Origin of the sequence: Xanthomonas sp. 3058, assembly GCF_014199765.1 — a bacterium.
Lineage (GTDB): Bacteria > Pseudomonadota > Gammaproteobacteria > Xanthomonadales > Xanthomonadaceae > Xanthomonas > Xanthomonas campestris_B.
Window position 1 is genome coordinate 1 of sequence record NZ_JACHOF010000018.1, and the last position, 25959, is coordinate 25959.

Annotated in this window: 19 protein-coding genes and 1 pseudogene; 7 read left to right on the forward strand and 13 right to left on the reverse strand. The window is 63.3% G+C overall.

Annotated elements, in window-relative coordinates:
• Nucleotides 1–152 precede the first annotated feature (152 nt).
• From GGR61_RS17045 to GGR61_RS17060, 4 genes are all read right to left on the reverse strand, one after another.
• Entirely contained in the window at nucleotides 153–1001 is an 849-nt protein-coding gene (locus GGR61_RS17045) for an alpha/beta fold hydrolase (RefSeq protein ID WP_184408639.1), read from the reverse strand.
• Between the two features lie 195 nt (nucleotides 1002–1196).
• On the reverse strand, nucleotides 1197–3788 hold the full coding sequence (acnB, locus tag GGR61_RS17050; RefSeq protein ID WP_184408640.1) for a bifunctional aconitate hydratase 2/2-methylisocitrate dehydratase: 2592 nt from the start codon (nucleotides 3786–3788) through the stop codon (nucleotides 1197–1199).
• A gap of 65 nt (nucleotides 3789–3853) precedes the next feature.
• Nucleotides 3854–4264 carry a type II toxin-antitoxin system VapC family toxin gene (locus GGR61_RS17055; RefSeq protein WP_011259444.1) on the reverse strand — a complete coding sequence of 137 codons (411 nt, stop codon included), beginning with the start codon at nucleotides 4262–4264 and terminating at the stop codon, nucleotides 3854–3856.
• Nucleotides 4261–4509, reverse strand: a complete 249-nt coding sequence (locus tag GGR61_RS17060; protein ID WP_016903180.1) for an AbrB/MazE/SpoVT family DNA-binding domain-containing protein — start codon at nucleotides 4507–4509, stop codon at nucleotides 4261–4263. The genes GGR61_RS17055 and GGR61_RS17060 overlap by 4 nt, the downstream gene beginning before the upstream one ends.
• A 147-nt stretch (nucleotides 4510–4656) precedes the next feature.
• Between GGR61_RS17060 and acnA the strand changes: the two genes are divergently transcribed.
• A complete protein-coding gene (gene acnA, locus GGR61_RS17065) occupies nucleotides 4657–7425 on the forward strand; it encodes an aconitate hydratase AcnA (protein ID WP_184622857.1) in 2769 nt (922 codons plus the stop codon).
• A 203-nt stretch (nucleotides 7426–7628) separates the two neighbouring features.
• Here acnA and GGR61_RS17070 read toward each other — a convergent pair.
• Nucleotides 7629–8023 (reverse strand): annotated as a pseudogene (locus GGR61_RS17070) (nuclear transport factor 2 family protein).
• A gap of 146 nt (nucleotides 8024–8169) precedes the next feature.
• Between GGR61_RS17070 and GGR61_RS17075 the strand changes: the two are divergent.
• Nucleotides 8170–9852: a long-chain fatty acid--CoA ligase gene (locus tag GGR61_RS17075; RefSeq protein WP_184622858.1), complete on the forward strand. Its 1683-nt coding sequence runs from the start codon at nucleotides 8170–8172 to the stop codon at nucleotides 9850–9852.
• Nucleotides 9853–10330: 478 nt separating this feature from the next.
• On the forward strand, nucleotides 10331–11197 hold the full coding sequence (locus GGR61_RS17080) for a crotonase/enoyl-CoA hydratase family protein (protein WP_184622860.1): 867 nt from the start codon (nucleotides 10331–10333) through the stop codon (nucleotides 11195–11197).
• 9 nt (nucleotides 11198–11206) lie between these two features.
• On the opposite strand, the gene GGR61_RS17085 is transcribed toward GGR61_RS17080, so the two are convergent.
• The 5 genes from GGR61_RS17085 to GGR61_RS17105 form a co-directional block, all read right to left on the reverse strand.
• Nucleotides 11207–13372: an ATP-binding protein gene (locus GGR61_RS17085; protein WP_184622862.1), complete on the reverse strand. Its 2166-nt coding sequence runs from the start codon at nucleotides 13370–13372 to the stop codon at nucleotides 11207–11209.
• The gene (locus tag GGR61_RS17090; protein ID WP_184622863.1) at nucleotides 13369–14511 is read right to left on the reverse strand and encodes a two-component system response regulator; all 1143 of its coding nucleotides are present in this window, start codon (nucleotides 14509–14511) and stop codon (nucleotides 13369–13371) included. Before GGR61_RS17090 ends, GGR61_RS17085 begins: the two co-directional genes overlap by 4 nt.
• A 138-nt stretch (nucleotides 14512–14649) precedes the next feature.
• Entirely contained in the window at nucleotides 14650–16167 is a 1518-nt protein-coding gene (gene lysS, locus GGR61_RS17095; RefSeq protein WP_184408646.1) for a lysine--tRNA ligase, read from the reverse strand.
• Nucleotides 16168–16388: 221 nt separating this feature from the next.
• A protein-coding gene (gene prfB, locus GGR61_RS17100) for a peptide chain release factor 2 (protein WP_184408647.1) occupies nucleotides 16389–17514 on the reverse strand; the annotation gives its coding sequence in 2 pieces (ribosomal slippage) (nucleotides 16389–17438 and nucleotides 17440–17514; 1125 coding nt in all).
• 73 nt (nucleotides 17515–17587) lie between these two features.
• Nucleotides 17588–18421 (reverse strand): LytTR family DNA-binding domain-containing protein, encoded by an 834-nt coding sequence (locus GGR61_RS17105; RefSeq protein ID WP_260288222.1) that lies wholly within the window; start codon nucleotides 18419–18421, stop codon nucleotides 17588–17590.
• Nucleotides 18422–18645: 224 nt separating this feature from the next.
• Here GGR61_RS17105 and GGR61_RS20965 point away from each other — a divergent pair, with 224 nt between their 5' ends.
• The 4 genes from GGR61_RS20965 to GGR61_RS17120 all read left to right on the forward strand — a co-directional run bounded on the left by GGR61_RS20965 (nucleotide 18646) and on the right by GGR61_RS17120 (nucleotide 22003).
• Nucleotides 18646–19092 (forward strand): acyltransferase, encoded by a 447-nt coding sequence (locus GGR61_RS20965; protein WP_260288203.1) that lies wholly within the window; start codon nucleotides 18646–18648, stop codon nucleotides 19090–19092.
• Nucleotides 19093–19216: 124 nt separating this feature from the next.
• On the forward strand, nucleotides 19217–19474 hold the full coding sequence (locus tag GGR61_RS21255) for a hypothetical protein (protein ID WP_260288205.1): 258 nt from the start codon (nucleotides 19217–19219) through the stop codon (nucleotides 19472–19474).
• Between the two features lie 187 nt (nucleotides 19475–19661).
• Nucleotides 19662–20876 (forward strand): acyltransferase family protein, encoded by a 1215-nt coding sequence (locus GGR61_RS17115; RefSeq protein ID WP_184622867.1) that lies wholly within the window; start codon nucleotides 19662–19664, stop codon nucleotides 20874–20876.
• Nucleotides 20877–20965: 89 nt separating this feature from the next.
• A complete protein-coding gene (locus GGR61_RS17120) occupies nucleotides 20966–22003 on the forward strand; it encodes a DUF1176 domain-containing protein (protein ID WP_184622869.1) in 1038 nt (345 codons plus the stop codon).
• Nucleotides 22004–22803: 800 nt separating this feature from the next.
• Here the strand turns inward: GGR61_RS17120 and recJ are convergent.
• The 3 genes from recJ to greA are packed head-to-tail and all read right to left on the reverse strand — an operon-like array spanning nucleotide 22804 to nucleotide 25955.
• Nucleotides 22804–24543: a single-stranded-DNA-specific exonuclease RecJ gene (gene recJ, locus GGR61_RS17125; RefSeq protein ID WP_184622871.1), complete on the reverse strand. Its 1740-nt coding sequence runs from the start codon at nucleotides 24541–24543 to the stop codon at nucleotides 22804–22806.
• Nucleotides 24540–25460 carry a phosphoglycerate mutase gene (locus GGR61_RS17130; protein WP_184622873.1) on the reverse strand — a complete coding sequence of 307 codons (921 nt, stop codon included), beginning with the start codon at nucleotides 25458–25460 and terminating at the stop codon, nucleotides 24540–24542. The genes recJ and GGR61_RS17130 overlap by 4 nt, the downstream gene beginning before the upstream one ends.
• A gap of 30 nt (nucleotides 25461–25490) precedes the next feature.
• A complete protein-coding gene (gene greA, locus GGR61_RS17135) occupies nucleotides 25491–25955 on the reverse strand; it encodes a transcription elongation factor GreA (protein ID WP_172453391.1) in 465 nt (154 codons plus the stop codon).
• Nucleotides 25956–25959: the final 4 nt, after the last annotated feature.

The following is a 25959-nucleotide window of genomic DNA, read 5'->3' on the forward strand; positions in this document are numbered from 1 at the left end:
TGGTGCGGTGTCCTCGCCGCTTGCGGGACCGTGTGGCGGCATGGATGCCGCCACCGAGCCTCCAGGGATGGATTCACGGCGTGTCCCGCGAGCGGCGAGGACACCGCGCACCCGACCTACGTAGCTTGGGACCATCCTTCTGAGCGCTGCCTTCAAGCGTAGCTCTCAGCAACCATGCCAACACCCTGCTCCACTGTCCGCTTCAACCACCCCAACAGCTGCGCATTAACGAACTCCGGGTTCTCCAGCGAGGCGATGTGGCCGGCATCGGGCACCAGCTCGTAATCGCAGCCAATCACCTCGGCCATCATCCACAACTCTTCCGGCGGCCGTGGACCATCGTCTTCGCCCGCCAGCAGGAAGGTGTTCGCAGGGTTCAGTCCCGCCAAGGCTTCAAGCCGGTCGGCGCGGCCGAAGATCAAACGCCCCAGCGGTATCACCGACGCGCGCAACTGCTCGGCCGTCATCGCCGCCAGGCGCTGCGCAAACGCGGCCGGCAGCGCGGAGCTCAGATCGATACCGGAGCGGAAGAACATCGGCACGATCGCCGCGACCAATGCAGGCGTCACCTGCCCGGCCGCTTCGATCGCATCGAGCAGACCGAAATAACGCGCTTGCATGGCCTGCGGCTCGGCACCCAGGAAGGTATCCATCAATACCAAGCTGCGCACGCGCTCCGGTGCCAGCAGCGCCAGCTCGGCGCCCCACATGCCACCGACCGACAGACCGACCACCGCGCATTGCGGCAGTTGCAACGCATCAAGCAATAGCAGCATCTGCTTGGCAAGATCGCCCACGGTCTGCGTGTCTGCCGGCAGCGCCGCCGATTGCCCATGCCCCCACAACTCCGGAACGATGACCCGGTAGTGCTGCGAGAGCGCCTGAATCTGCGGCTCCCACATGGCCGCATCCCAGAGATAGCTGTGGCCGAGCAGAACCGGAAACCCTTGACCATACTGTGCATAGTGCAGTGATTGATCGGCGATCGTGCAAGTGGGCATAGGAAGATCATTCGCGCAGATGGGAGCGGGGAAATCTAGACCTTCGCACTTCAGATTTTTGTTGCAATGCGATAGGCGAGTTAACTGGCATTTCCCAAGCGCGTGCCGGTGCGCAAGAAAAGCGAAGTCATCGCCCGAATAACGAAAACGCCCGGCATTGCCGGGCGTTTTCAAACCTGCCGTCAACCCGCTGGATCAGGCAGCGACGGTGTCGGCCACATCCTGATACTCCTGGATCTGATCGAAGTTCATGTAGCGGTAGATCTGCTCGCCACTGGTCTTGATCACGCCTACATCGGCCATGTACTCGTCCTTGGTCGGGATGCGCCCCAGACGCGAGCAAATCGCCGCCAGTTCCGCCGAACCCAGGTACACATTGGTGTTACGGCCGAGACGGTTGGGGAAGTTACGCGTGGAGGTGGAGAACACCGTGGCGCCCTCGCGCGCCTGCGCCTGGTTGCCCATGCACAGCGAGCAGCCGGGCATTTCCATGCGCGCACCGGCCGCGCCGAAGGTGCCGTAATGGCCTTCCTTGGTCAGCTCGGAGGCATCCATCTTGGTCGGCGGCGCCACCCACAGGCGGGTCGGGATATCGCGCTTGCCTTCCAGCAGCTTGGCGGCGGCACGGAAGTGACCGATGTTGGTCATGCACGAACCGATGAACACCTCGTCGATCGCCGCACCGGCAACCTCGGACAGCGTCTTGACGTCGTCCGGGTCGTTCGGGCACGCCACGATCGGCTCATGGATGTCGGCCAGATCGATCTCGATGACGGCGGCGTACTCGGCATCCGCATCGGGCTGCAGCAGCTGCGGATCGGCCAGCCACTCTTCCATCTTCTTGATGCGGCGGCCCAGCGTGCGCGCATCGGCATAGCCTTCGGCGATCATCCAGCGCAGCAACGTGATGTTGCTGGTCAGGTATTCGATGATCGGCGCCTTGTCCAGGTGCACGGTACACCCAGCCGCCGAACGCTCGGCCGAGGCGTCGGACAGCTCGAACGCCTGCTCCACCTTCAGGTTCGGCAGCCCTTCGATTTCCAGGATGCGGCCGGAGAAGATGTTCTTCTTGCCCTGCTTGGCCACGGTCAGCAGACCGTCCTTGATCGCATACAGCGGAATCGCGTTGACCAGATCGCGCAAGGTCACGCCCGGCTGCATCTCACCCTTGAAGCGCACCAGCACGCTCTCGGGCATGTCCAGCGGCATCACGCCGGTGGCGGCGGCAAAGGCCACCAGACCGGAGCCGGCCGGGAACGAAATACCGATCGGGAAACGGGTGTGCGAGTCGCCACCGGTGCCCACGGTGTCGGGCAGCAACATGCGGTTGAGCCAGCTGTGGATCACGCCATCGCCCGGACGCAGCGACACGCCGCCACGGGTGGAGATGAACTCCGGCAAGGTGTGGTGGGTCTTGACGTCCACCGGCTTCGGGTAGGCGGCGGTGTGGCAGAACGACTGCATCACCAGGTCGGCCGAGAAGCCCAGGCAGGCCAGGTCCTTGAGCTCGTCGCGGGTCATCGGGCCGGTGGTGTCCTGCGAGCCCACCGAGGTCATCTTCGGCTCGCAATAGGTGCCCGGACGCATGCCCTGGCCTTCCGGCAGACCGCAGGCGCGGCCGACCATCTTCTGCGCCAACGAGAAGCCCTTGCCGGTGTCCGGCGGGTCCATCGGCAGGCGGAACAGGTCCGAGGCCGGCAGGCCCAGGAATTCGCGCGCCTTGGCGGTGAGGCCACGGCCGACGATCAGCGGAATGCGGCCACCGGCGCGCACTTCGTCGAACAGCACGTCCGACTTCATCGCGAACTCGGCGATCACCTGGCCGTTCTTCAGCGCCTTGCCATCGTACGGACGCAGCTCGACCACGTCGCCGTGCTCCATCTGCGACACGTCCAGTTCGATCGGCAGCGCGCCGGCGTCTTCCATGGTGTTGTAGAAGATCGGGGCGATCTTCGAACCCAGGCACACGCCGCCGAAGCGCTTGTTGGGGATGTACGGAATGTCTTCGCCGGTCCACCACAGCACCGAGTTGGTCGCCGACTTGCGCGAGGAACCGGTACCGACCACGTCGCCCACATAGGCCACCAGGTGGCCCTTGTCCTTGAGATCGGCGATGGCCTGGATCGGGCCGCGCTTGCCGTCTTCTTCCGGCACGAACGCTGCGCCTTCGCGGGCGTTCTTCAGCATCGCCAGCGCGTGCAGCGGGATGTCCGGGCGCGTGGTCGCGTCCGGGGCCGGCGACAGGTCGTCGGTGTTGGTTTCGCCCGGCACCTTGAACACGGTGACGGTCATGCTCTGCGGCACTTCCGGCTTGCTGGTGAACCACTCGGCATCGGCCCAGCTCTGCAGCACGGCCTTGGCGTGCGCGTTGCCGGCTTCGGCCTTTTCCTGCACGTCGTGGAAGGCGTCGAACACCAGCAAGGTGTGCTTCAGTGCCTCGGCGGCGGTGGCGCCCAGCTCGGCGTTGTCCAGCAGATCAATCAACGGCTGGATGTTGTAGCCACCCAGCATGGTGCCGAGCAGCTCGGTGGCACGCTTGGCGCTGATCAACGCAGTCTTTTCGGTGCCGAACGCCACCGCGGCCAGGTACGAGGCCTTGACCTTGGCGGCGTCGTCAACACCGGCCGGCACGCGCTGGCTGAGCAGCTCGACCAGGAAGGCGTCTTCGCCGGCGGGCGGAGCCTTCAACAGTTCGATGACCTCGGCGGTCTGCTGCGCGGTCAGCGGCAGCGGCGGGATACCGAGCGCGGCGCGCTCTGCAACGTGGTGGCGATAGGCTTCCAACATGCGGGTTCTCCAAAGGGACAGCGGTGAATGTGTAAAAACGTCAGACGTGGATCAGAAGGCGTGGGTCAGGCAACGGGCTTGGGGACGGTGATCTTCAAGCCCTTGAAGTAGTCGCGGAAGAAGCCCTCGTCGCGGGTGATCAACCCATCGCACTGGAGCATCGCGTGGGCGCCGATCAGAAAATCCGCCACCACCCGCTCGCGCTTGCCGCCGCGTGCACGGAAGCGCTTGTTCATATGGCCGGCGCGCACCGCCGCCGCTTCCTGGGTGGCTTCGTAACGGACCCCGATCGAGGCCAGGGTTTCCATCAGGTCGACCTGGGTGTCCAGCATGGCCAGTACTTCGGCCACTACCGCATCGCAGACCACCACCTCGTCGCGCGCCAATGCATCGCCGATGCAGATTTCCGACACCTCGCCGTACACCGGGTCGCCGATGAGGATGTCCAGCAGCACCGAGGAATCCAGGGCGATCATGGGTCGAACGGATCTCCGGGCGCGCGGCCACGGATGGCGCGCATGGCCTCGTCGGTGCTGGTCAGGCCATCGACCAGCTTGAACTTGCCGCGCACCTTGCGCAGCGCCTCGCTGACATCCTTGCGCAGAATGATGCGCCCACCATCGAGTTCGATCTTGAGCGTGGTGCCCTTGGTCAGGCCCAGGGCATCGCGCACGGCCTTTGGCAGCGTGATCTGTCCGCGTTCGGCAACGGTGGCTTCCATGAGCATGCTCCAGAAAGTATGCGCACATCATACGTACTTGAGAGGTCGTACTCAAGCCGACTGAACGCGCCGGACACACCGTGCGTACACACTGAATCGCTCAGACTAGGCCCCTACCTAAAGCCTTCGATGCCATAGGAGTGATGCATGAGCGATTCCTTCTCCACCCGCACCTCGTTTGAGGTCCACGGCAAGCGCTACGACTATTACAGCCTGCCCAAACTGGGCGAACGCTTCGATATCGGCCACCTGCCCTACTCGATGAAGATCCTGCTGGAGAACCTGCTCCGGCACGAGGACGGCGGCGTCACCGTCGGCAAGGACCATATCGAAGCGGTCGCCAAGTGGGACCCCACCGCCGAACCCGATATCGAAATCGCCTTCATGCCGGCGCGCGTGGTGTTGCAGGATTTCACCGGCGTGCCATGCGTGGTCGACCTGGCCGCGATGCGCGATGCGGTGGTCAAGCTCGGCGGCAAGGCCGACCAGATCAACCCGCAGATTCCCTCCGAGCTGGTCATCGACCACTCGGTGCAAGTGGACGTGTTCGGCTCGGCCGATGCGCTCGACCTCAACGGCAAGATCGAATTCCAGCGCAACCAGGAACGCTACGGCTTCCTGCGCTGGGGCCAGAAGGCGTTCGAGAACTTCAAGGTGGTGCCGCCCAATACCGGCATCGTCCACCAGGTGAACCTGGAAAACCTGGCGCGCGTGGTGATGAGCGCGGACAAGGACGGCACCCGGATCGCCTACCCGGACACCGTGTTCGGCACCGACAGCCACACCACCATGATCAATGGCATCGGCGTGCTGGGCTGGGGCGTCGGCGGTATCGAGGCCGAGGCTGCGATGCTGGGCCAGCCCTCCTCCATGCTGATTCCGCAGGTGGTGGGCTTCAAGCTCAGCGGCAAGCTGCCCGAAGGCGCCACCGCGACCGACCTGGTGCTCACCGTCACCCAGATGCTGCGCAAGGCCGGCGTGGTCGGCAAGTTCGTCGAGTTCTACGGTGAAGGTTTGCAGCATCTGCCGCTGGCCGACCGCGCCACCATCGGCAACATGGCACCGGAATACGGCGCCACCTGCGGCATCTTCCCGGTCGACGAAGAATCGCTGACCTATCTGCGCCTGTCCGGTCGCAGCGAGGAGCAGATCGCATTGGTGGAAGCCTATGCCAAGGCGCAGGGCCTGTGGCACGACGCCAATACCCCGCCTGCGCAGTACAGCGCCACGCTGGAACTGGACATGGGCGAGGTCAAGCCATCGCTGGCCGGCCCCAAGCGTCCGCAGGATCGCGTGCTGCTGGAAGACATGCAGGCCAACTTCCGCGAGAGCCTCAAGCCGTTCGTGGATGCGCGCAGCAAGCGCACGACCGACCTCAAGCAGGAAGATCGCCTGAAGAACGAAGGCGGCGGTGGCACCGCAGTCGGCGCCAAGGCCGCGCAGGCGGAAAGCGCCAACGACAGCGGCGCCGGTTGGCAACTGCGCGACGGTTCGGTGGTGATCGCCGCGATTACCTCCTGCACCAACACCTCCAACCCGGCAGTGATGCTCGGTGCTGGCCTGCTTGCGCGCAACGCCGCCGCCAAGGGGCTGAAAGCGCAGCCGTGGGTGAAGACCTCGCTCGGGCCGGGCTCACGGGTGGTCACCGATTACCTGAGCAAGGCCGGCGTCCTTGCCGACCTGGAAACGCTCGGCTTCTACGTGGTCGGCTACGGCTGCACCACCTGCATCGGCAACTCCGGCCCGCTGCCGGACGACGTCTCGGCGGCGATTGCCAAGGACGATCTGGTGGTGTCCTCGGTGTTGTCGGGCAACCGCAACTTCGAAGGCCGCGTGCATCCCGAAGTCAAAATGAATTACCTCGCCTCGCCGCCGCTGGTGGTGGCGTATGCCATCGCCGGCACCACCGACATCGACCTCACCACCGAGCCGCTGGGCACCGGGAGCGACGGGCAGCCGGTCTACCTGCGCGACATCTGGCCGAGCAACAAGGAAATCGGCGACACCATCGCCGCCACCGTCGGCCCGGAGATGTTCAAGCAGAACTATGCCGATGTGTTCAAGGGCGATTCGCGCTGGAACACCATCGCCTCCCCGGACGGCGCGCTGTACGCATGGGACGCGGCCTCGACCTACATCAAGAACCCGCCCTACTTCGACGGCATGACCATGCAGGTCGGCCACGTCGAAGACGTGCACGGTGCGCGCATCATGGGGTTGTTCGGCGATTCGATCACCACCGACCACATCTCGCCGGCCGGCAACATCAAGAAGGATTCGCCTGCAGGACGTTTCCTGCAGGAACGCGGCGTGCAACCGGCCGACTTCAACAGCTACGGCAGCCGCCGCGGCAATGATGACGTGATGGTGCGCGGCACCTTCGCCAACATCCGCATCAAGAACCTGATGTTCGGCGGCGAAGAAGGCGGCAACACGCTGTATTACCCCGCGGCCGGTGGCCAGCCGGAAAAACTGGCGATTTACGATGCGGCGGTGAAGTACAAGGCCGACGGCGTGCCGCTGGTGGTGCTGGCCGGCAAGGAATACGGCACCGGCTCCTCACGCGACTGGGCGGCCAAGGGCACCAACCTGCTCGGCGTCAAGGCAGTCATCGCCGAGAGCTTCGAGCGCATCCATCGCTCCAACCTGGTCGGCATGGGCGTGCTGCCGCTGCAGTTCCTCGAGAACGAAAACGCGCAGACGCTGGGCCTGGACGGTTCGGAAGTGCTGGACATCACCGGCCTGCAGGACGGCGCCAGCCGTCGCGCCACCGTGGATGCGAAAAAGTCCGACGGCAGCGTCAAGCAGTTCCAGGTCAAGGTGCTGCTGCTGACACCCAAGGAAGTGGAGTACTTCAAGCACGGTGGTCTGTTGCAGTACGTGCTGCGTCAACTGGCAGCACGCAAGGCAGCGTGATCGCTGCGCGGCATACCCTGCACGACACTCCCGCCGATGTGGCGGGAGTGTCGTTTCAGGCGATCACGACAGGTGCTGACGCTCGATGGCGAGCGGTCGTCAGAGGCAGATAGCTGACGCGCGAAAACACATCAGTGCAACGGTAGAGCCTGCACCCACTACCGGCTGCGCTCGCCAGGCGCTGCGTCCGCGCATCGCCATTCTCAGTGCCGTGTCGGTTCCCAGTGCGCGTGGTATCGCTGCCAGTCGCCGTCCTGCAAGCACCAGCCGGTGATCACCTGATCGCGCTGTGCCTGCCCAGGAAGCCAGCGGCCACGGCCAGCAAAATGGTACAGCGCACGCTTGCCACGTCACCGCGCAGCGCGATATCCACCGGCCCCAGCGTCGCGTCGATCTGGCAATTACCCAGCATCTGCAGTCGTATCAACCGCCGCAGACCGACGGCCTCCAGCAGCTGTTCGCCGACAAAATCTTCGGCAACCGGCGCCATCGCATCGCCGATCTGGCGCGCTTCGATTGCCCGATGCATCTGCTGCCATGTCTCTCACAGCCGCTGTTCCGGCGCAGGTCGCGCGCAGCGATCATGGCGAGAACGCATGTTGCATGCGATCCCCTGTCGCCAGCGCACTCGAATGCCGCCCTGCATCACGCTTCGCCTTTTCCATCCATGACGGTATGCTGCCAGCTGATGTAGTGGCGTGGAACACACCGCGCCAGGTACCGAACACCCTGGAGGGGGGGCAGATGAATCAGGCACGTCCTTGGTTGCAAAGTTATCCGGCTGGCGTCGCTGCCGAGATCGATCTGGAGCAGTTCCGCACCGTGGCAGAGGTGTTCGACACCTCGGTCAAACGGTTTGCCGATCGCCCGGCGTATCACAGCTTCGGCAAGACCATCACCTATCGCGAAGCCGATCAGCTGGTCGAGCAATTCGCCGCGTATCTGCTTGGCGAGTTGCAGTTGAAGAAAGGCGACCGCGTCGCCCTGATGATGCCCAACTGCCTGCAATATCCGATCGCGACGTTCGGCATCCTGCGTGCCGGCCTGACCGTGGTCAACGTCAATCCGCTCTATACACCGCGCGAACTCAAGCATCAGTTGATCGATTCCGGTGCCAGCGTGCTGGTGGTCATCGACAACTTCGGCACCACCGTGCAGCAGGTCATCGCCGACACACCGGTCAAGCAGGTGATCACCACTGGCCTGGGCGACATGCTCGGGTTTCCGAAAGCGGCGCTGGTCAACTTCGTCGTCAAGTACGTCAAGAAGCTCGTGCCGGATTACCGCATCAACGGCGCGATCCGCTTCCGCGAGGCGCTGGCGTTGGGCAGCAAGCACAAAGTGCCGACGTTGCAGATCGAATCCGACGACATCGCCTTCCTGCAGTACACCGGCGGCACCACCGGCGTGGCCAAGGGCGCGATGCTCACCCACCGCAACCTGGTGGCCAACATGCAGCAGGCCCACCAGTGGCTCGCCGGCACCGGCAAGCTGGAAGAAGGCAACGAGGTGGTGATCACCGCACTGCCGCTGTATCACATCTTCGCGTTGACGGCGAACGGTCTGGTCTTCATGAAGATCGGTGGCTGCAATCACTTGATCAGCAATCCGCGCGATATGCCCGGCTTCGTCAAGGAATTGAAGAAGACCCGCTTCACCGCGTTCACTGGCGTCAACACGCTGTTCAACGGCCTGCTCAACACGCCCGGCTTCGATCAAGTGGATTTTTCCACGCTCAAGATGACCCTCGGCGGCGGCATGGCGGTGCAACGCTCGGTGGCCGAACGCTGGAAAAAGGTCACCGGCCTGACTCTGGTCGAGGCCTACGGCCTGACCGAGACCTCCCCGGCCGCCTGCATCAATCCGATGGATCTGACCGATTACAACGGCTCGATCGGCCTGCCGATTCCGTCCACCGATGCCTGCATCAAGGACGACTCCGGTGTTGCACTGCCGCAAGGGGACATCGGCGAGCTGTGCATCAAGGGCCCGCAGGTGATGAAGGGCTATTGGAAGAAGCCCGAGGAAACCGCCAAGGTCATGGATGCCGATGGCTGGCTGCACACAGGCGACATCGCACGCATGGACGAGCAAGGCTTCGTCTACATCGTCGATCGCAAGAAGGACATGATCCTGGTGTCCGGCTTCAACGTGTATCCCAACGAGATCGAGGACGTTATCGCCGAAATGGCCGGCGTACTGGAAGTAGCTGCCGTGGGTGTGCCGGATGAAAAGTCCGGCGAGATCGTCAAGGCCGTCATCGTCAAGAAGGACCCTGCCCTGACCGCCGACGATGTGAAAGCGCATTGCCGCGCCAACCTGACCGGCTACAAGCAACCCAGGGTGATCGAATTCCGCAAGGAGCTGCCGAAAACCAACGTCGGCAAGATCCTGCGGCGGGAATTGCGGGATGCGCCTAAAGAATAAGGCCACTGCGCAATATCACCAATCTTCAAATTGAATCAAACGCCCGCGACGCCACATGGCGGAGCGGGCGTTTGATTTTTAGCAACCGGATATAGGCAAATGAAATGGCCACCATGACCAAGCGCCACCACCAACATTAGTTGCAACTTAAAAATACATACAATCTTATTTATTTAAAAAAGAAAATTCGATAGCCAAATCATATCGGCCGAAGCAATTTGCGACATACCTGGTAATTCCAGCCACGCACATCCAGCAGCAAGAAGAGCACTACAAGCAGCGCGGTGCGGCGCCCGATGGCCTACTGCGCCATTCGCGGACTATCGCACCTCCTTCTCTCCAGCACCCAAAAACGATCCAGCCGTTATTCTCTTGCGGCGCTTCCTCTTTACGCGCATAGATTGGAAGTCGGCGCAGTTGCATCTTACTCTCTCGTCCAGCTGGCTGCCGACTGGACGGAACCTCTCGGAGAATACCCATGTCAGTCGTCCTGCCCATCTCCCGCATCCAGCGTGCTTCCACTGTCAAAGTAGTTGCAGATACCTCTCGTGATGTTTATTGGATGCACATGCATGCTCACTTGGCCACTACGTCAGAGCGCCCTTGCTTCTCTTCCAACTTGCTTGATGATTTGATCGAGCATCAGCAAATCATTCGCAGCCAAGTCCGACAAAGCGGTGCGGAATCACCGTTCATGGTGCTAGTGTCAGATAGCGATGTCTTCAATCTAGGCGGAGATCTGGAACTGTTCTGCGGCTTGATTCGAGGCCGCGATCGGGATGCACTGCTAGATTATGCGCGCCGCTGCATACAGTGCGCCTATGCCTTTACTAGCGGGTTACATGAAGATATGCATTGCGTTGCACTGGTGCAAGGCAATGCACTGGGCGGAGGCTTCGAAGTGGCCCTGAGCTGCCACACAATCGTCGCCGAAGAAGGCGCGCTGCTGGGTCTGCCGGAAGTGCTGTTTGATTTGTTCCCGGGCATGGGCGCTTACTCGTTCCTTTGCCAACGTATGCCAGCCCGCCAAGCCGAGCGACTGATGCTCGAGGGCAACCTGCACAGTGCAGAGGAAATGTACCGACTCGGCGTGGTCGACCACCTGGTACCGCGTGGCGAAGGACTCGCGGCGGTGGAGCAAATCATCCGTGAGGGTCGACGCATCCCGCATGCATGGAAGGCGGTTCAACAAGCAAAGCGTGCCAGCAAGGCGCCGTCCATGGACGAATTGATGAAGATCACCGAGATCTGGGTCGACACGGCGCTGCAATTAGGTGAGAAGTCTCTTCGCACGATGGAACGACTGTTCAAGGCGCAGGATCGCCGTAGTACACGACACGACTAAAACCGCTACTCAGGAGGGAGGATACTGCTGATCACTATCGCGCCGGCTTTGCCGCCGACGCGTTTCCAGCGCATCACGCCCTTGTGCCAACGCACCCTGCATCTGTGCAAATAGACTCAACCATTCTGGCGGCAACGGTATGGCCAGCAGCATCGACTTGCTGGCCAATACTGCAAGGCGGGAAAGCCCGAGGTTCGCGGAAACACCGCGCAGAGCGTGCGCCAATGCGCGGTACTCTTCAGTCTTCCCGGATTGTCCTGCTTGCTGCAACGACTGTAGGCAGCGCGTCGCATCTGCCAGACATTGCTCGATGAACTGCGCCTCAAACTCGTTGCCCATCCCCAATTCGGCTAACTCGTCAAGCACGCGCGAGTCGAACACCAGCTCGTCGTCGACTTGAGGTTCCTGCACGCGTGCTCGCGCATCGGGCAGGCGCGCACCGCTGGCGATCTCGGCCAGCACTCCGAGCAGCTTGCCTGCTTCCACGGGCTTGCCCAGAAAAGCATGAACCCCGGCTTCCTCGCAGCGCCGAATCGATTCCACGGTCACGTCGGCGCTCAGAATCACCACAGGAACATACGGCATCCCGCTGGCATGCATCACCCGCATCTGACGAAGCAGGTCCAGTCCACTCAATCCGGGCATATGCAGATCGGAGATGACTGCATCGCAGCTCTCCTGCACGAGCAAATCCAGCACATCTGCGGTGCCGGATAGGCAAACGGCCGAATGCCCTGCCTTTTCCAACATCCGCTGCACCACCATCCGATTCGCCTCGTGATCGTCGACCACCAGAATCCGCATGGGACGCACCCGAGCACGATGGCGCAGAAACGGATTGGAGAAGGCAATGACGTTACTGATCTGCTCTGAGAGAGCATCCAGCGGAGCCTCTTTTTCTGCAATTGGCGCCTCGGCGCCAACTCCAATCGGTATCTCGAACCAGAACACGCTACCGCAAGGCTGATTTTCGTGATAACCGATGGCCCCGCCCATGCTTTCTACAAGCCCCTTGGCGATGGCGGTACCTAGGCCAGTTCCTTCGTAGCTGCGAGACAGACCCATTTCGCCTTGCTGGAAGGCATCAAACACCTGGGACTGTATCGAGGCCGGCACCCCGATTCCGGTGTCGCGTACCTCGAAGCGAATGCAGATCCGATCGTTCGGCAGCGTTGCGACCTTCGACACCTTGAGATCAACGTAACCTTCATCGGTGAATTTGACCGCATTACCGATCAAGTTCAGCAGCACCTGCGACAGGTGACCAGCATCGCCTACGAGGTTTGCTGGAATGTCTGGATCGATCTCTACCCGATAGCCAATCCCTTTGTTGGTCGCCTGCGGGCGCAGAATCAGCGCTACCGAGTCCAGCAACGATACAACCGAAAAGTCAGTACGAATCAGCCGAACCTTACCGGCCTCAATCGCCGAAATATCAAGGACTTCTTCAACCAGAGAGCGCAGGCTGCGTGTTGACGCCTGAATTGCCCTGAGGTAATCGCTTTGCTCTGCGTCGAGCTTGGTCACGGCCAACAATTCCGCAGTTCCGGAAAGGCCGTTCAACGGCGTACGAAATTCGTGGCTCATATTCGCCAAAAACTTACTTTTGGCGTCGTTAGCCTGACGGGCATCGTTCAATGCACGGGTTAACGCTGCGAGCAAGGAACGGAAGTACAACGGAATGGCGATCTGACCTAGCAGCAATCCTCCAGCCAGCGTCGGAGTCGAGCGCCAATAGGCGGAAAAAAGGCTGACCAGCACCAGGCTTAAAGTACCTACCGCAGTAGCTGCCAACAGGTAACGGCCGCCATAGCGCAAGCCGTTTCCGATCGTCACCCATAGACAAATGACGTAGAAGATTCCGCCGGCATCGGCGGTGGCAAGCATCAGCACGACGATGCATGTGTAGTCACTGAGCATGCCAATGCAGCGACGCACATGAGAAATACCTGGCCTGGCAGCGATCGCCGTCAACAGACCGAGCGACACCACAACCTCCCAGGTCAGTACCCACCAGGTTTTAGCAAGATAGCCGGACCGGCCGACCTGATGCTCCATCGTCCAGACATAGGCAAACAACAGAACCGCAATGACAATCCGCACAGCGTGCTGCAGATGCTCGCTATCCGGACGCTGCCGAAAGCGGATCCGCAACCCGTCTATCAGAGCACTCATCCCACTTGGCCCGGACGCGGCGATGCGGTCGAGAATTCCTCGCAGATCTGATCCAGCTGCGCCCGGCCGCGTAGCAGCGCATCCACGCAGCGCGGGTCGAACAGGCGGCCACGCTGTGCGTAGAGATAGGCCAGTGCGGCATCCATGGTCCAGGCTTCCTTGTACGGGCGCGGCGACAGCAGTGCGTCGAATACATCGGCCACCGCGACGATGCGTGCTTCCAGCGGAATCGCCTCGCCCACCAGGCCGTCCGGATAGCCGGTGCCGTCGTAGCGCTCGTGGTGACGCAGCGCGATCAGCGCACCGACCTGGATGAAGCGGTTCTGGCTGCCGCTGAGCAGCTCGTAGCCGATACGCGGATGCCGGCGCATGATGTTCATCTCGTCTTCGGTGAGCTTGCCCGGCTTGAGCAAGACCGAATCGGGAATGGCGATCTTGCCCATGTCGTGCAGCGGTGCGGCCATCTCGATGATGCGGACTTCTTCCTCCGACAGGCCCAGTTGCTCGGCGATCAGGCCGGCCACGTGCGACATGCGCTCCAGGAACGCGCTGGTGCCCGAATCGCGGTACTCGATCGCGCGCGCCAGCCGCGACAGCGTCTCGCGTTCGCGCTCCTCGACCTCGTTCATGCTGGCCAGCAGACGTTGCTCCAACGACAACGCCCGTTGTTTGACGCTCTCGCTCTGCTGACGCAACTGCAGCAGATTGGAGCAGCGCGCACGTAGCTCGCGTGGGCGGATCGGCTTGACCAGGAAGTCGATCACCCCGGCTTCCAACGCGGCCTGGCGAATCGGTTCGTCGCCGACGATGGTGATCAGGATGATCGGGATATCCCGGTGGCTGGGCAGACGGCGTAACCGGCGTGCGAACTCCAGGCCATCCATGCCGGGCATGCGGTAGTCGAGCAGCAACAGATCCACGCGCCCGGCTTCGCACCAGGCCAGCGCCTCCATCGGGTCACCGAAATCGAAGACCTTCAACTCTGGAGCGATGTCCTCGATGACATGGCGCAGCATGGTCCGTGCGGACATCTGGTCATCGACAATCACGATGTTCAATCCCAGATCCGCCTTTTCCGACAAGCCTTCCCATGTATCCGGCGACGACACATCGACCGAACTCCCTAAAACGTCCTGCATAGCCGTTGCTCCTCTATTCGAGAACGGAAAAGCGATGACGCCGGCTCCTGTGCCGACTCCCCCGACGATACAACCATTCGGGGCTCTGCCTAAGCATATGCAGTATTTGTGCCGCCGCGCACGGACAGCGCCAGAAAGTCAGGCTTCCGGACGCATATATGGGAACAGCAGCACATCCCGGATGGAGGTGCTGCCGGTCAGCAGCATCACCAGGCGGTCGATCCCGATGCCCAGGCCGCCGGTCGGCGCCATGCCGTACTCCAACGCACGGATGTAATCGGCGTCGTAATGCATCGCTTCGTCGTCGCCGCCGTCCTTGGCCTGCACCTGCGCCTGGAAGCGCGCGGCCTGGTCTTCGGGGTCATTGAGCTCGGAAAAGCCGTTGGCCAATTCCTTGCCGTTGATGAACAGCTCAAAGCGATCGGTGTAGCCCGGCTCGGTGTCGCTGGAACGTGCCAGCGGCGACACCTCGACCGGATGGTCGGTAATGAAGGTCGGCTGCACCAGGGTGTGCTCGACGGTGGCCTCGAAGATCTCCAGCAGCAGCTTGCCCCAGCCGTAGGAGGGCTTGGTGCGGATCTTCAGCCGCTCGCAGTGACCCAGCAGGGCGGCGCGATCGGTGCAATCGGCCGCGCTGATCTGAGGGTTATGGTGACGAACGGCCTCGTCCATGCGCCAGCGCCGGAAAGCCGGCGCCAAATCGATGTCGGCGCCATCCCAGCTGACCTGGGTGGTACCCAGCACCGACTGGGCGGTGTCGCGGATCACCTGCTCGGTCAGGTCCATGATTTCGTGATACGTGGCGTAGGCCTCGTAGAGTTCGAGCATGGTGAACTCGGGATTGTGCCGGGTCGACACGCCCTCGTTGCGGAAGTTGCGGTTGATTTCGTAGACCCGTTCCAGGCCACCGACCACCAGGCGCTTGAGATACAGCTCCGGGGCCACGCGCAGGTACAGATCCAGGTCCAGCGCGTTGTGATGGGTAGTGAACGGCTTGGCGGTGGCGCCACCGGGGATGTAATGCATCATCGGCGTTTCCACTTCCAGGAAGCGGCGCGCATCCAGCCAGGCGCGCATGGCGCGGATGATCTTGGAGCGCTTGATGAAGACCTCGCGCGCTTCCGGGGTGACGATCAGGTCGACATAGCGTTGGCGGTAACGCTGCTCCACGTCCGACAGGCCATGCCACTTGTCCGGCAACGGACGCAGCGACTTGGTCAGCAGGCGTAGTGCACTGGCCTTGACCGACAGTTCGCCGGTCTTGGTGCGGGTCAGCCCGCCCTCCACCGCGACGATGTCGCCGACGTCCCAGCCCTTGAACGCGGTATAGGCATCGCCGAGCACATTGCCCTGCAGGAACAGCTGCACGCGCCCGGATTCGTCCTGGATCTGCGCGAAGCTGGCCTTGCCCATCACCCGCTTGGCCATCAGCCGGCCCGCCATCTTGACGCTGCGTCCGCTGGCTTCCAGCGCTTCGGGGGTCCAGGTGTCGGCATCGGCGAATTCGGCCTGCAGGTCGCCGGCGAAGTGTTCGCGCACGAAGTCGTTGGGATAGGCGATGCCCTGGCCGCGCAACGCGCCCAGTTTCGCGCGGCGCTCGGCGATGAGGCTGTTCTCGTCGGCGGGAGTCTGCGGCGCGGGGGTCTGCTCGGTCATGGCGGGAATCGATCTGCAATGGGTCGGGCATGTGCCCGGTGGGGAATGAGGAACCGGGTCAGCGGCTCCTGCGTTCTTTTACGGTGGGACTGTGACGACTGCGCGGCGCAATGGTGCGGGATGGCATTGCATTGCGGCGGCTGCCGTCCTGACGATGCTGGCCTCGCAACGGCGCACCAGGCGAGGTCGATGCACGCAAGCACATCGACCTCGCCCTGCGATCAGGCATCCAGGCGTTTGGAGCCTGCCGCCAGACCGGCCTTGAGGCTGGCCTCGACGAATTCGTCCAGGTCGCCGTCGAGCACCTTCTGCGTATCGCTGCGTTCGATGCCGGTGCGCAGATCCTTGATGCGGCTCTGGTCGAGCACGTAGTTGCGGATCTGGCTGCCCCAGCCGATGTCGGACTTGGTGGCTTCCAGCGCGTCGCGCTCGACATTGCGCTTCTGCACTTCCAGCTCGTACAGCTTGGCGGCCAGCATCTTCATCGCGTTGTCGCGGTTCTGGTGCTGGCTGCGGCCGGTCTGGCAGGCGACCACGGTATTGGTCGGGATGTGCGTGATACGCACCGCCGATTCGGTCTTGTTGACGTGCTGACCGCCGGCACCGGAGGAGCGATACACGTCGGTACGCAGATCGGCCGGGTTGATGTCGATCTCGATGTTGTCGTCCACTTCCGGCGACACGAACACCGAGGTGAAACTGGTATGCCGACGGTTGTCCGAATCGAACGGCGACTTGCGCACCAGCCGGTGCACGCCGATTTCGGTCTTCAACCAGCCATAGGCGTACTCGCCCTCGATGCGGATCGTGGCCGATTTGATGCCCGCCACTTCGCCGCCGGACACTTCCATCAGCTCGGTCTTCCAGCCGCGCGATTCGGCCCAGCGCAGATACATGCGCAGCAGGATTTCCGCCCAGTCCTGGGCCTCGGTGCCGCCGGCGCCGGCCTGGATGTCGACGAATGCATTCGCACCGTCCATCTGCCCGGAGAACATGCGCTGGAATTCCAGCTTTTCGACATGGGTCTGGTACTTGTCCAGGTCGGCGATCACCGCCACGGCGGTGTCTTCGTCCTGCTCGCTTTCGGCCAGTTCGAGCAGGTCGCCGGCATCGGCCAGGCCGGCCAGCACATCGGCAATGCCGATGACGGTCTTTTCCAGCATCGAGCGCTCGCGGCCCAGGGCCTGGGCGCGCTCGGCGTCGTTCCACACGTCGGGGCTTTCAAGCTCCCGGCTGACTTCTTCTAGACGCTCTTTCTTGACGTCGTAGTCAAAGATACCCCCTGAGCGAGAGCACGCGATCGTTGAGATCGGTGATGCGCTGGCGGATCGGATTGGTTTCGATCATGGCGGACTTCCGGCAAACAAGCCCGATAGTTTAGCAAGCGGGCGGCGGCGGCGGAACGCGGCAGCCATGCTGTTCAGCCCGGCACAACAGCTACCGCTGGCACCTCGGCATGGCCGGCGGCCCGCCGCAGCGACGCCAGGTAACGACGGCTGCACGGCAGCTTGCCAGTGCCGGACAGGTGCACGCGCGCCTCGCCGGCATCCAGCGGCTCGATCGAAACCACGCAGCCCAGGTTGACGATGTAGCTGCGATGGATGCGCACGAACACGGCCAGGTCGAGCTTGGCTTCGATCGCCGCCATCGTGCTACGCAGCGGATAATCGTGTCCGCGCACATGCAGGTTGACGTAGTTTCCTGAGGCCTGCAGCCATTCGATATCGGCGGCGGCGACCAGGAAATCCCGCCCCAGCTTGCGCACCAGGAAGCGTTGCGGGCGATCCAGCGACTCCACCGGCGCGCCTTCGTCCGGCGCAGCCAGCAGCCGTACCTCGCCCTGCAAGCGCCGCAACAGAAACCGGTAGCCGTGCATGCACGCGACGATGGTCGCGAAGGTGCGCACGTCCTTGAGATATTCGTAGACCAATTCCTGCGGCCACGCCCCGAAATCGTAATGCTCGCCCAGCAGCCGATAGGTCAGCATGCGGAGTCCGACCATCGCCAGCACGTGCACCACCGAGACTGCCACGCTGAGCAGTAGATACCAGGGCAGCCGGCGCCACCAGGTATCCAGATGCAACGGCAGCTTTCGCGTGAACCAGGCAATGGCCGGGACGAGCATCAGCAGCCAGACCAGGCCACTGGACATCTCCCAAACCCAGGGTTCCCAGCTCTGGATCGGCAGCCCGGCGCGACGACGATCCATCAATTCGGTGACGGCGTTGCCGCTGCCATTGATCACTACCACCATCAGCCAGAAGAACATTCCTGCGCTGCGCTGCCAAGGCAGAAAGCGCTCCAGGATCGTGCGTGCGGGGTCGGTGCTCATGCCCATATTCTAGGCTGGCAGCGCCGATTGCCGACCCACTCCAGACCCCATTCGTCCCTGAAGATCCCTGTTTCGTCCCTGCCCGATGGCCGCCTGCTGCGTCATCCCATGTAGTTGGGACATCTCCATGATGGCAGGGGCAACCAATGCAAAGGCGTCACGATCTGGACTGGTTGCGCGTCATCGCGTTTGGCCTGTTGGTGCTTTATCACGTCGGCATGTACTACGTGACCTGGGACTGTCACGTCAAAAGTCCCACCACCCACCTGATGCTGGAGCCGGTCATGCTGCTCAGCAGCCCGTGGCGGATGTCGCTGCTGTTCCTGATTTCCGGTGTCGCTACCGCCTTCATGCTGGGCAGCACGCCGGAGGGCCTGCTCTACCGACGTTCGCGCCAGCTGCTGCTGCCGCTGTTGTTCGGTATGGCCGTCATCGTGCCGCCGCAATCCTACTATCAAGTCGTCGAGCAATTGCCATGCGGCTACCACGAGGGCTACCTGGCGTTCTATGCCAAGCATCTGAGCGCCTACCAAGGATTCTGTGGTGCCGGTGGCGACTGTCTGCGCCTGCCGACCTGGAACCATTTACGATGACGCGCATCCCGCACCCAACACGCTGCGCCTGCTCTTGCGCGCGCTATGGGCAGTCGACCAATGGTGCGCGATCGCCGCGGTCCTGGGCTTTGCCCACCGTTTCCGTCATGCAGACAGCGCCGCCTTGCGTTATCTCACCGCTGCCGTGTTTCCGGTCTATGTGCTGCACCAGACAATCATCGTGGTCCTGGCGCATTCCTTGAAGCCACTGGCACTGCCGCAGCTGGTCGAGAGTGCGACGCTGATCGTCGCCACCGCTGTGCTTTGCCTGGCGGGCTATGAGGTCATCCGCAGGCGGCGCTGGCGACGACCGCTATTTGGCCTGCCAGCGATGGCAACCTTGCGCGCCGCTCCTTTCATCAAGAACGAGACTGCGGCGTAGCGCCGCCAGACCTACCCCTGACGCGGGTGAGAACATCCGCGCATCTCGGCCCAACCGCCCGCTTGCCGCCCCCGGTTCGTCCCCGTGGGACCACAACTGGTCCCTCAGGGACGGCATTGCCACCCTTGGCGCAGCTGTACGAGGCCGGATTGCCGAGGATGCTGGCACGCCTTCCAACCACACGACCATGACCGAGCGCCGCCACGATATCGATGCCTTGCGCGTCTTCGCCTTCGCACTATTGATCCTCTATCACATGGGCATGGCCTACGTGGCCGACTGGGATTTCCACCTCAAGAGCGTGCACACCGCCACCTGGCTGCAGTGGCCGATGATCGTGCTCAACCGCTGGCGGATGCCGTTGCTGTTCACGCTCTCCGGCATCGCGATCGGGCTGTCGCGGCCGCAGGCCGCGCCCTGGCGCCTTGCCTTGCAGCGCTGCGGGCGATTGCTGCCGCCGTTGCTGTTCGGCATGTTCGTGGTGGTGGCGGTGCAGGCCTATTGCCAGGGCGTGAGCAACGGCAAGGTCAGCCCGGGCTTCGGCGACTTCCTGTTGCGCTACTGGCAGGTACGGCCTTGGCCGGCCGGCAGTTTCGATGGCTGGGAACACGGCATCACCTGGAACCATCTGTGGTATCTGGCCTATCTGCTGCCCTATACCGTCGCGTTGATGGCGCTGGTGTCGCTGACACCCCTGCTGCGGTTGATTACGTTGCCTCGCCTGCCCGCTGCGCTGGCGGTGCCCGCACTGCTGCTGTTGCCGATGCTGTGGGAAGCGTTTTGCGTGCTGTGGGTGATGCCGCGCCATCCGCCGACCCACGCGCTGGTCGGCGACTGGTTCGTGCATGCCGAATCGTTCCCGCTGTTTGTGCTGGGGTATCTGCTGGCACGCCGCGAGCGCTTCTGGCAGCTGGCAGTGCAGCTGCGCTGGCACACGCTGGGTACCGCGCTGGTGGCGATTGGCGCCGAACTGGGCCTTCGCTATGTCGGCATCCATGGGCAACCTGCGCAACTGGGTACAACGCTGGCCGCGCTGCCGTGGGAGACCATCGAACACAGCGCACGTGCCGCCTACACCTGGCTGGCGCTGTTGACGATTCTTGGCTGGGCAAGGCACCGTTTGAATCGCCCGTTCCGCTGGCTACCGTACTGCACCGAAGCGGTGTTCCCCTGGTACGTCCTGCACCAGAGCCTGATCATCATGGCGCTGTACTGGCTGATGCCGTTGCAGCTGAATGCATGGCTGGAGCCGACGCTGGTGATCGCCGCCACCGTGATCGGTTGCCTGGCGTTGCATGAATTTGCGATCCGCCGGGTGCGCTGGTTGCGTCCGTTGTTTGGATTGCGTGGGCGCACGCGGCGCGTAGCGAACAGGACTGACAGCGCGCCGATGCCGACATGAAGATACGTCCCGCTTTAGCATGCGACTCGCTGGACGGCCTGTCGGCAGCAACGCAAGATGCGCACCGGACACGCTCCTTCGAAGACACCATGCGCCCTACCCTGCTTACTGCTGCGTTACTGCTCGCCCCTATCGCTGCGCTTGCCGATGCGCCCATCGGCATCAGCTTCGACCACGAAGACTGGACTATCGCCTGCGACAATACCCGCACCTGCCGCGCTGCCGGCTATCAGCCCGATGAAGGCGACAGCACGCCGGTGTCGGTGCTGCTGACCCGCAAGGCCGGTGCTGGGCAAGCGGTAACCGCCGAGTTGATGCTGGGCCAGTACGACAAGGTCAAGATGCCGGCGTCGCTCACCTTGCGCATCGACCAGCGCGAGCTGGGCAAGCTGGCGCTGAATCGCGACAACGGCACCGCGCCGCTGACAAGCGCGCAGGTGGCCGCGCTGCTGGCCGCACTGCCACGCAGCAGCAAGATCGTGGCGGTCGGCAACGATGGGCGCCGGTGGCAGCTGTCCGATCGCGGCGCTGCCGCCGTACTGCTGAAGATGGACGAGTTCCAGGGCCGGTTGGGCACGCGCGGTGCGCTGGTGCGCAAGGGCGATCGCGGGGAAGCCGCCGTGCTGCCGGCGTTGCCGATTCCGCAGGTGCGCGCGGTCAAACTCGCAGCAACGCAAGCGTCCGATGCGCGCCTGGGCACGCTGCCGGCGCTCTATCAAGCGCTGCGTGCGAGCTTGCCGGCCGATCAGGAATGCAAGGGACTACAGCCCGGCAATGCAGCCAAGCCGCTGACAGTCACCCGTCTCAGCAGCGACAAACTGCTGGTATCGACCGACTGCTGGATGGGCGCCTACAACGTCGGCACCGGTTTCTGGGTGATCAACGCACGCGCGCCGTTCGCGCCGACGTTGGTGACCACGCAAGCCAGCGATATCGATGGATCGACCATCCTTGCATCGCAGAAAGGACGCGGTCTGGGCGATTGCTACAGCGAGGCAAGCTGGACCTGGGACGGCCGTCGCTTCTTACCGACGTCCAAATCCACTTCCGGCCTTTGCAGATTGGTCGCGGCTGGCGGAGCGTGGGAATTGCCGACCGTGGTGACCGAGGTCAAGAAGTCGCCCTGATCGAGGCAAGGACAATGCGAGTGAGTGCGAGCGTCAGTGTGCGCTTGCACGATCTAGCAGGACGCTTCGAGCTGCCAACTAGACTCGTCAGGCATGCGGCTCGTAGAGCCTGTACTTCTGCGTAAATACCGCCTATGGGTGCGCCGCTCAGTGCAGAGCGGCTGAGCGGCTGAGCGGCAGCCTGGCTGCAGGGCTGCAGGGCTGCAGGGCTGCAGGGCTGCAGGGCTCTTACGCGGCATCCATGCCGCGTAAGGTCCCGCGACGGTGAGTGGGCAAGGACCAGTCGAGATGGTCGGCATGCATGGGTTTTAAACAAAGCAACCAGCGGAGTCTCTGGTGCGGTGTCCTCGCCGCTTGCGGGACCGTGTGGCGGCATGGATGCCGCCACCGAGCCCCCAGGGACGGGTTCACGGCGTGTCCCGCAAGCGGTGAGGGCACCGCGCATTCGACCCGCTCAGTGTTTGATCTGGACTTCTGACTGCGTCCACCAAGATACGACCGACAAAACCACTGCACTCACTGACAGGCGCTCGCTCGCCAGGTTTTGTTAGCTGCTCTAAGGCAGACCTGCCGACAGGCGGGTTTTGACCGACTACCGACCAACTCTCTGGTGCGGTGTCCTTGCCGCTTGCGGGACCGTGTGGCGGCATGGATGCCGCCACCGAGTCCCCAGGGACGGGTTCACGGCGTGTCCCGCAAGCGGTAAGGGCACCGCGGGCGCGATCGACTCAAGCTTTGAACCGCCCAGACGAGGCCAAGGTGTGGCTGACAAAACGTGGCGAGTACGCTGAGCCCGCAGATCAGTCGGTGACTATCGCCGGTTCGCAATGTTCGACGATCAACTGCACCGCGGTGCCACCACGATAGTCGTCGCTGACCAGGCGATAGGCGATCCGCACCACCCGCGCCGGCTCGCTGCCGCGCCAGCCATTGAAGTGGATCGCGTTGAGCGGTTCGGCGCGACCGGCACAGCGCAGGGTGAGCTTGAGATGGCGCTCCTTGAGCAGGCGCCATTGCAGCACTTCGAATTGACCATCGAACAACGGCTCGGGAAAGCCCTGCCCCCACGGCCCGGCCACACGCAGCGCTTCGGCATGCAGGTGATCGAGTTCGTGCGCGGCCAGCTCGCCATCGCTATGCAATTCGGCATGCAGCAACGTGGCATCCACCATCGCCTGCACCTGGCGTTGGAATGCCTGTTCGAAGGTCGCAAGCGCGGCATGCTCCAGACTCAATCCGGCGGCCATCGCATGGCCGCCGAACTTCTGGATCAAGCCGGGATGACGCGCGTCCACTGCAGCCAGCACATCGCGGATATGCAGGCCGGGAATCGACCGCGCCGAGCCGCGTAATTGGCTGCTGCCCGGCTCGGCAGGCGCCAACGCAATCACCGGGCGATGCAGGCGATCCTTGAGCTTGGAGGCGACCAGGCCGATCACGCCCGGATGCCACTCGGCATCGAACAGGCACGCGGCAATCGGCAATTGGCCGTCGGCATCCAGCACCACTTTGGCGACGGCCTGTTCGGCATCGTCGGTCATCAACTGCTGTACCGCACGGCGCTCGGCGTTGATCTCTTCCAGCGTGCCGGCGATCGCGCGCGCCCTGTTCCAGTCTTCGCTGAGCAACAGCTCGATGCCCAGCGCCATGTCTTCCAGCCGGCCGGCTGCGTTGAGCCGTGGACCCAACGCAAAGCCGATATCGCTGGCGCTCAAACGCGCCACATCGCGGCCGCTGGCCTCGATCAAGGCGCGCAAACCGATGCAGCCGCGGCCCTCGCGCAGGCGACGCAGGCCAGCCGACACCAGCGCGCGGTTGTTGGTATCCAGCGGCACCAGATCGGCGACGGTGCCGACTGCGACCAGATCCAGCAATACCGACAGATCCGGTTCGCCACGTTCGGCAAATGCGCCGCGTGCGCGCAGCACACTGCGCAAGGCCAGCAGTACATAGAAAATCACCCCGACGCCGGCCAGGGTCTTGCTTGGAAACGTGTCGTTGGCCAGATTCGGATCGACGATCGCATCGGCGGGTGGCAATACCTCGCCGGGTAGATGGTGATCGGTGACCAGCACTGTCCAGCCACGCGCCTTGGCCGCCGCCACGCCGGCATGGCAGGCAATGCCGTGATCGACAGTGACCAGCAGCTCCGGTTGCAAGACGGCCAGTTCGTCCACCAGTGCCGGCGACAGGCCATAGCCATGCACCATGCGATTGGGCACGGCATGATGCACATCCAGCGCGCCCAGCATGCGCAAGCCGCGCACGCCCACCGCACACGCAGTGGCGCCATCGCAATCGAAATCGCCCACCACCAGAATGCGCCGTTGCTGTGCGATGGCATCGGCAAGCAGTTCGGCAGCAACGCCGCTGTTATGCAGCAACTCCGGCGACAGCAATTGCCCCAGGCGCGGGTGCGCGCCATGCGTATCGGTGACGCCGCGCGCGGCATAGATGCGGCGCAGCAGTGGCAACATCGCATCGGGCCAACTGCCGGCCTGCCCAGGCGGGCGCCGGACGATCTGCGGCGTGGACGTCATTGCGCCAGCTGCAACCGTGGCTTGCGCCAGAAACGCCAGCGCTGCGCATGCGTCAGCGAGACGGTTTCGCCATCCTGGAAATCCAGCACCAAGCGATCCAGTTCGCCCCGCGCCATCGCCACCAGCAGCGGCGCGACCGCGTCCTCACTGAACTGCTGCAGCGACCGCAGATGACGCAGATCCACCAAGGCATCCACGCGCTGTTCGCCCTGCGCATCGGCATCGGCGGCCAGGGCCAGCGCGCGTAGCAGCGATTCGCGGCTGCGCACCTGACGATGCGGCGAGCTCACCGCATGCGGCAGCACGCCGCCGCCCCAGAACCACAGCGAATTGATCGCCGGCTTGCCGGCGGCAACACGGCCTTCGTTCCAGGGGTGCTGATGCAACAGCACCTGCGCTTCGGTCAGCAACGCACGCCAGCGCCGGCCGAGATCGCCAGCCGGCAGATGCTCGAACAAGTCATCGCCAATCGCCAGATCCGGCGGTGCAAAATCCGGCAACGCGGCATCCGGCGACAGGCGCAGATACCAACGCGACGGCGTGGGCGCGTCGAGCAGGAATCCGGCATCGCCGAACATCGGCTTGAGGATCGGCAGCAACATCGCCACATCCTCGGCGGTCAGGCCAAGCGCCTCGCCGTAGCCCATCAGCCGTGCGCCCTGCATGTCCGGCACCACATACGCAGGATCGGCACGCACCCAGCTCGCACCGGCGGCATCGCCGGCATCGAGCTGACGGGTCAAGGCGGCCACCGGCCACTGCGCAGGCGTCAGCGTGAAGTGGCGCTGCAACTGCGCCACTTCTCCCGCATCCACCGCGCGCTGGTCGGCACGCGCCAGCGCACGTGCCACCGCCGTGTCGCCCAATGCCCCGGGCAGACGGCGTTTTTCCGGCAGCAGCAGCGTTGCGGTGGTCATCGGTCAGTGATGTCGATCAGTGCGAATCGGTCAGTCCAGATAGGCGACGCTGACCACTTCGTATTCGCGCTGGCCGGCCGGCGCATCGATGGTGACCGAATCGCCTTCCAGCTTGCCGATCAACGCACGCGCCAATGGCGAGGAGATCGCAATCATGCCCAGCTTGATGTCCGCTTCCAGATCGCCAACGATCTGGTAGCGCTTCTCTTCGTCGGTCTCGGTGTCGGCCAGCGTTACCGTGGCGCCAAAGACGATCTTGTTGCCGGCCGACAGCTTGGTGATGTCGATGATCTCGGCATGCGAGAGCTCACCTTCCAGCTGCTTGATGCGGCCTTCGATAAAGCTCTGCTGCTCGCGCGCAGCGTGGTATTCGGCGTTTTCCTTCAGGTCGCCGTGCGCGCGCGCCTCGGCGATCGCACTGATCACCGCCGGACGCTTGACCGACTTCAACTGGTCCAGCTCTTCGCGCAGACGCTGCGCGCCCTTTGCCGTCATGGGT

Coding starts and splice junctions, on each gene's coding strand:
- GGR61_RS17045 (WP_184408639.1), bottom strand. CDS start 1,001: ATGCCCACTTGCACGATCGCCGATCAATCACTGCACTATGCACAGTAT.
- acnB (WP_184408640.1), bottom strand. CDS start 3,788: ATGTTGGAAGCCTATCGCCACCACGTTGCAGAGCGCGCCGCGCTCGGT.
- GGR61_RS17055 (WP_011259444.1), bottom strand. CDS start 4,264: ATGATCGCCCTGGATTCCTCGGTGCTGCTGGACATCCTCATCGGCGAC.
- GGR61_RS17060 (WP_016903180.1), bottom strand. CDS start 4,509: ATGGAAGCCACCGTTGCCGAACGCGGACAGATCACGCTGCCAAAGGCC.
- acnA (WP_184622857.1), top strand. CDS start 4,657: ATGAGCGATTCCTTCTCCACCCGCACCTCGTTTGAGGTCCACGGCAAG.
- GGR61_RS17075 (WP_184622858.1), top strand. CDS start 8,170: ATGAATCAGGCACGTCCTTGGTTGCAAAGTTATCCGGCTGGCGTCGCT.
- GGR61_RS17080 (WP_184622860.1), top strand. CDS start 10,331: ATGTCAGTCGTCCTGCCCATCTCCCGCATCCAGCGTGCTTCCACTGTC.
- GGR61_RS17085 (WP_184622862.1), bottom strand. CDS start 13,372: ATGAGTGCTCTGATAGACGGGTTGCGGATCCGCTTTCGGCAGCGTCCG.
- GGR61_RS17090 (WP_184622863.1), bottom strand. CDS start 14,511: ATGCAGGACGTTTTAGGGAGTTCGGTCGATGTGTCGTCGCCGGATACA.
- lysS (WP_184408646.1), bottom strand. CDS start 16,167: ATGACCGAGCAGACCCCCGCGCCGCAGACTCCCGCCGACGAGAACAGC.
- GGR61_RS17105 (WP_260288222.1), bottom strand. CDS start 18,421: ATGGTGGTAGTGATCAATGGCAGCGGCAACGCCGTCACCGAATTGATG.
- GGR61_RS20965 (WP_260288203.1), top strand. CDS start 18,646: ATGCAAAGGCGTCACGATCTGGACTGGTTGCGCGTCATCGCGTTTGGC.
- GGR61_RS17115 (WP_184622867.1), top strand. CDS start 19,662: ATGACCGAGCGCCGCCACGATATCGATGCCTTGCGCGTCTTCGCCTTC.
- GGR61_RS17120 (WP_184622869.1), top strand. CDS start 20,966: ATGCGCCCTACCCTGCTTACTGCTGCGTTACTGCTCGCCCCTATCGCT.
- recJ (WP_184622871.1), bottom strand. CDS start 24,543: ATGACGTCCACGCCGCAGATCGTCCGGCGCCCGCCTGGGCAGGCCGGC.
- GGR61_RS17130 (WP_184622873.1), bottom strand. CDS start 25,460: ATGACCACCGCAACGCTGCTGCTGCCGGAAAAACGCCGTCTGCCCGGG.
- greA (WP_172453391.1), bottom strand. CDS start 25,955: ATGACGGCAAAGGGCGCGCAGCGTCTGCGCGAAGAGCTGGACCAGTTG.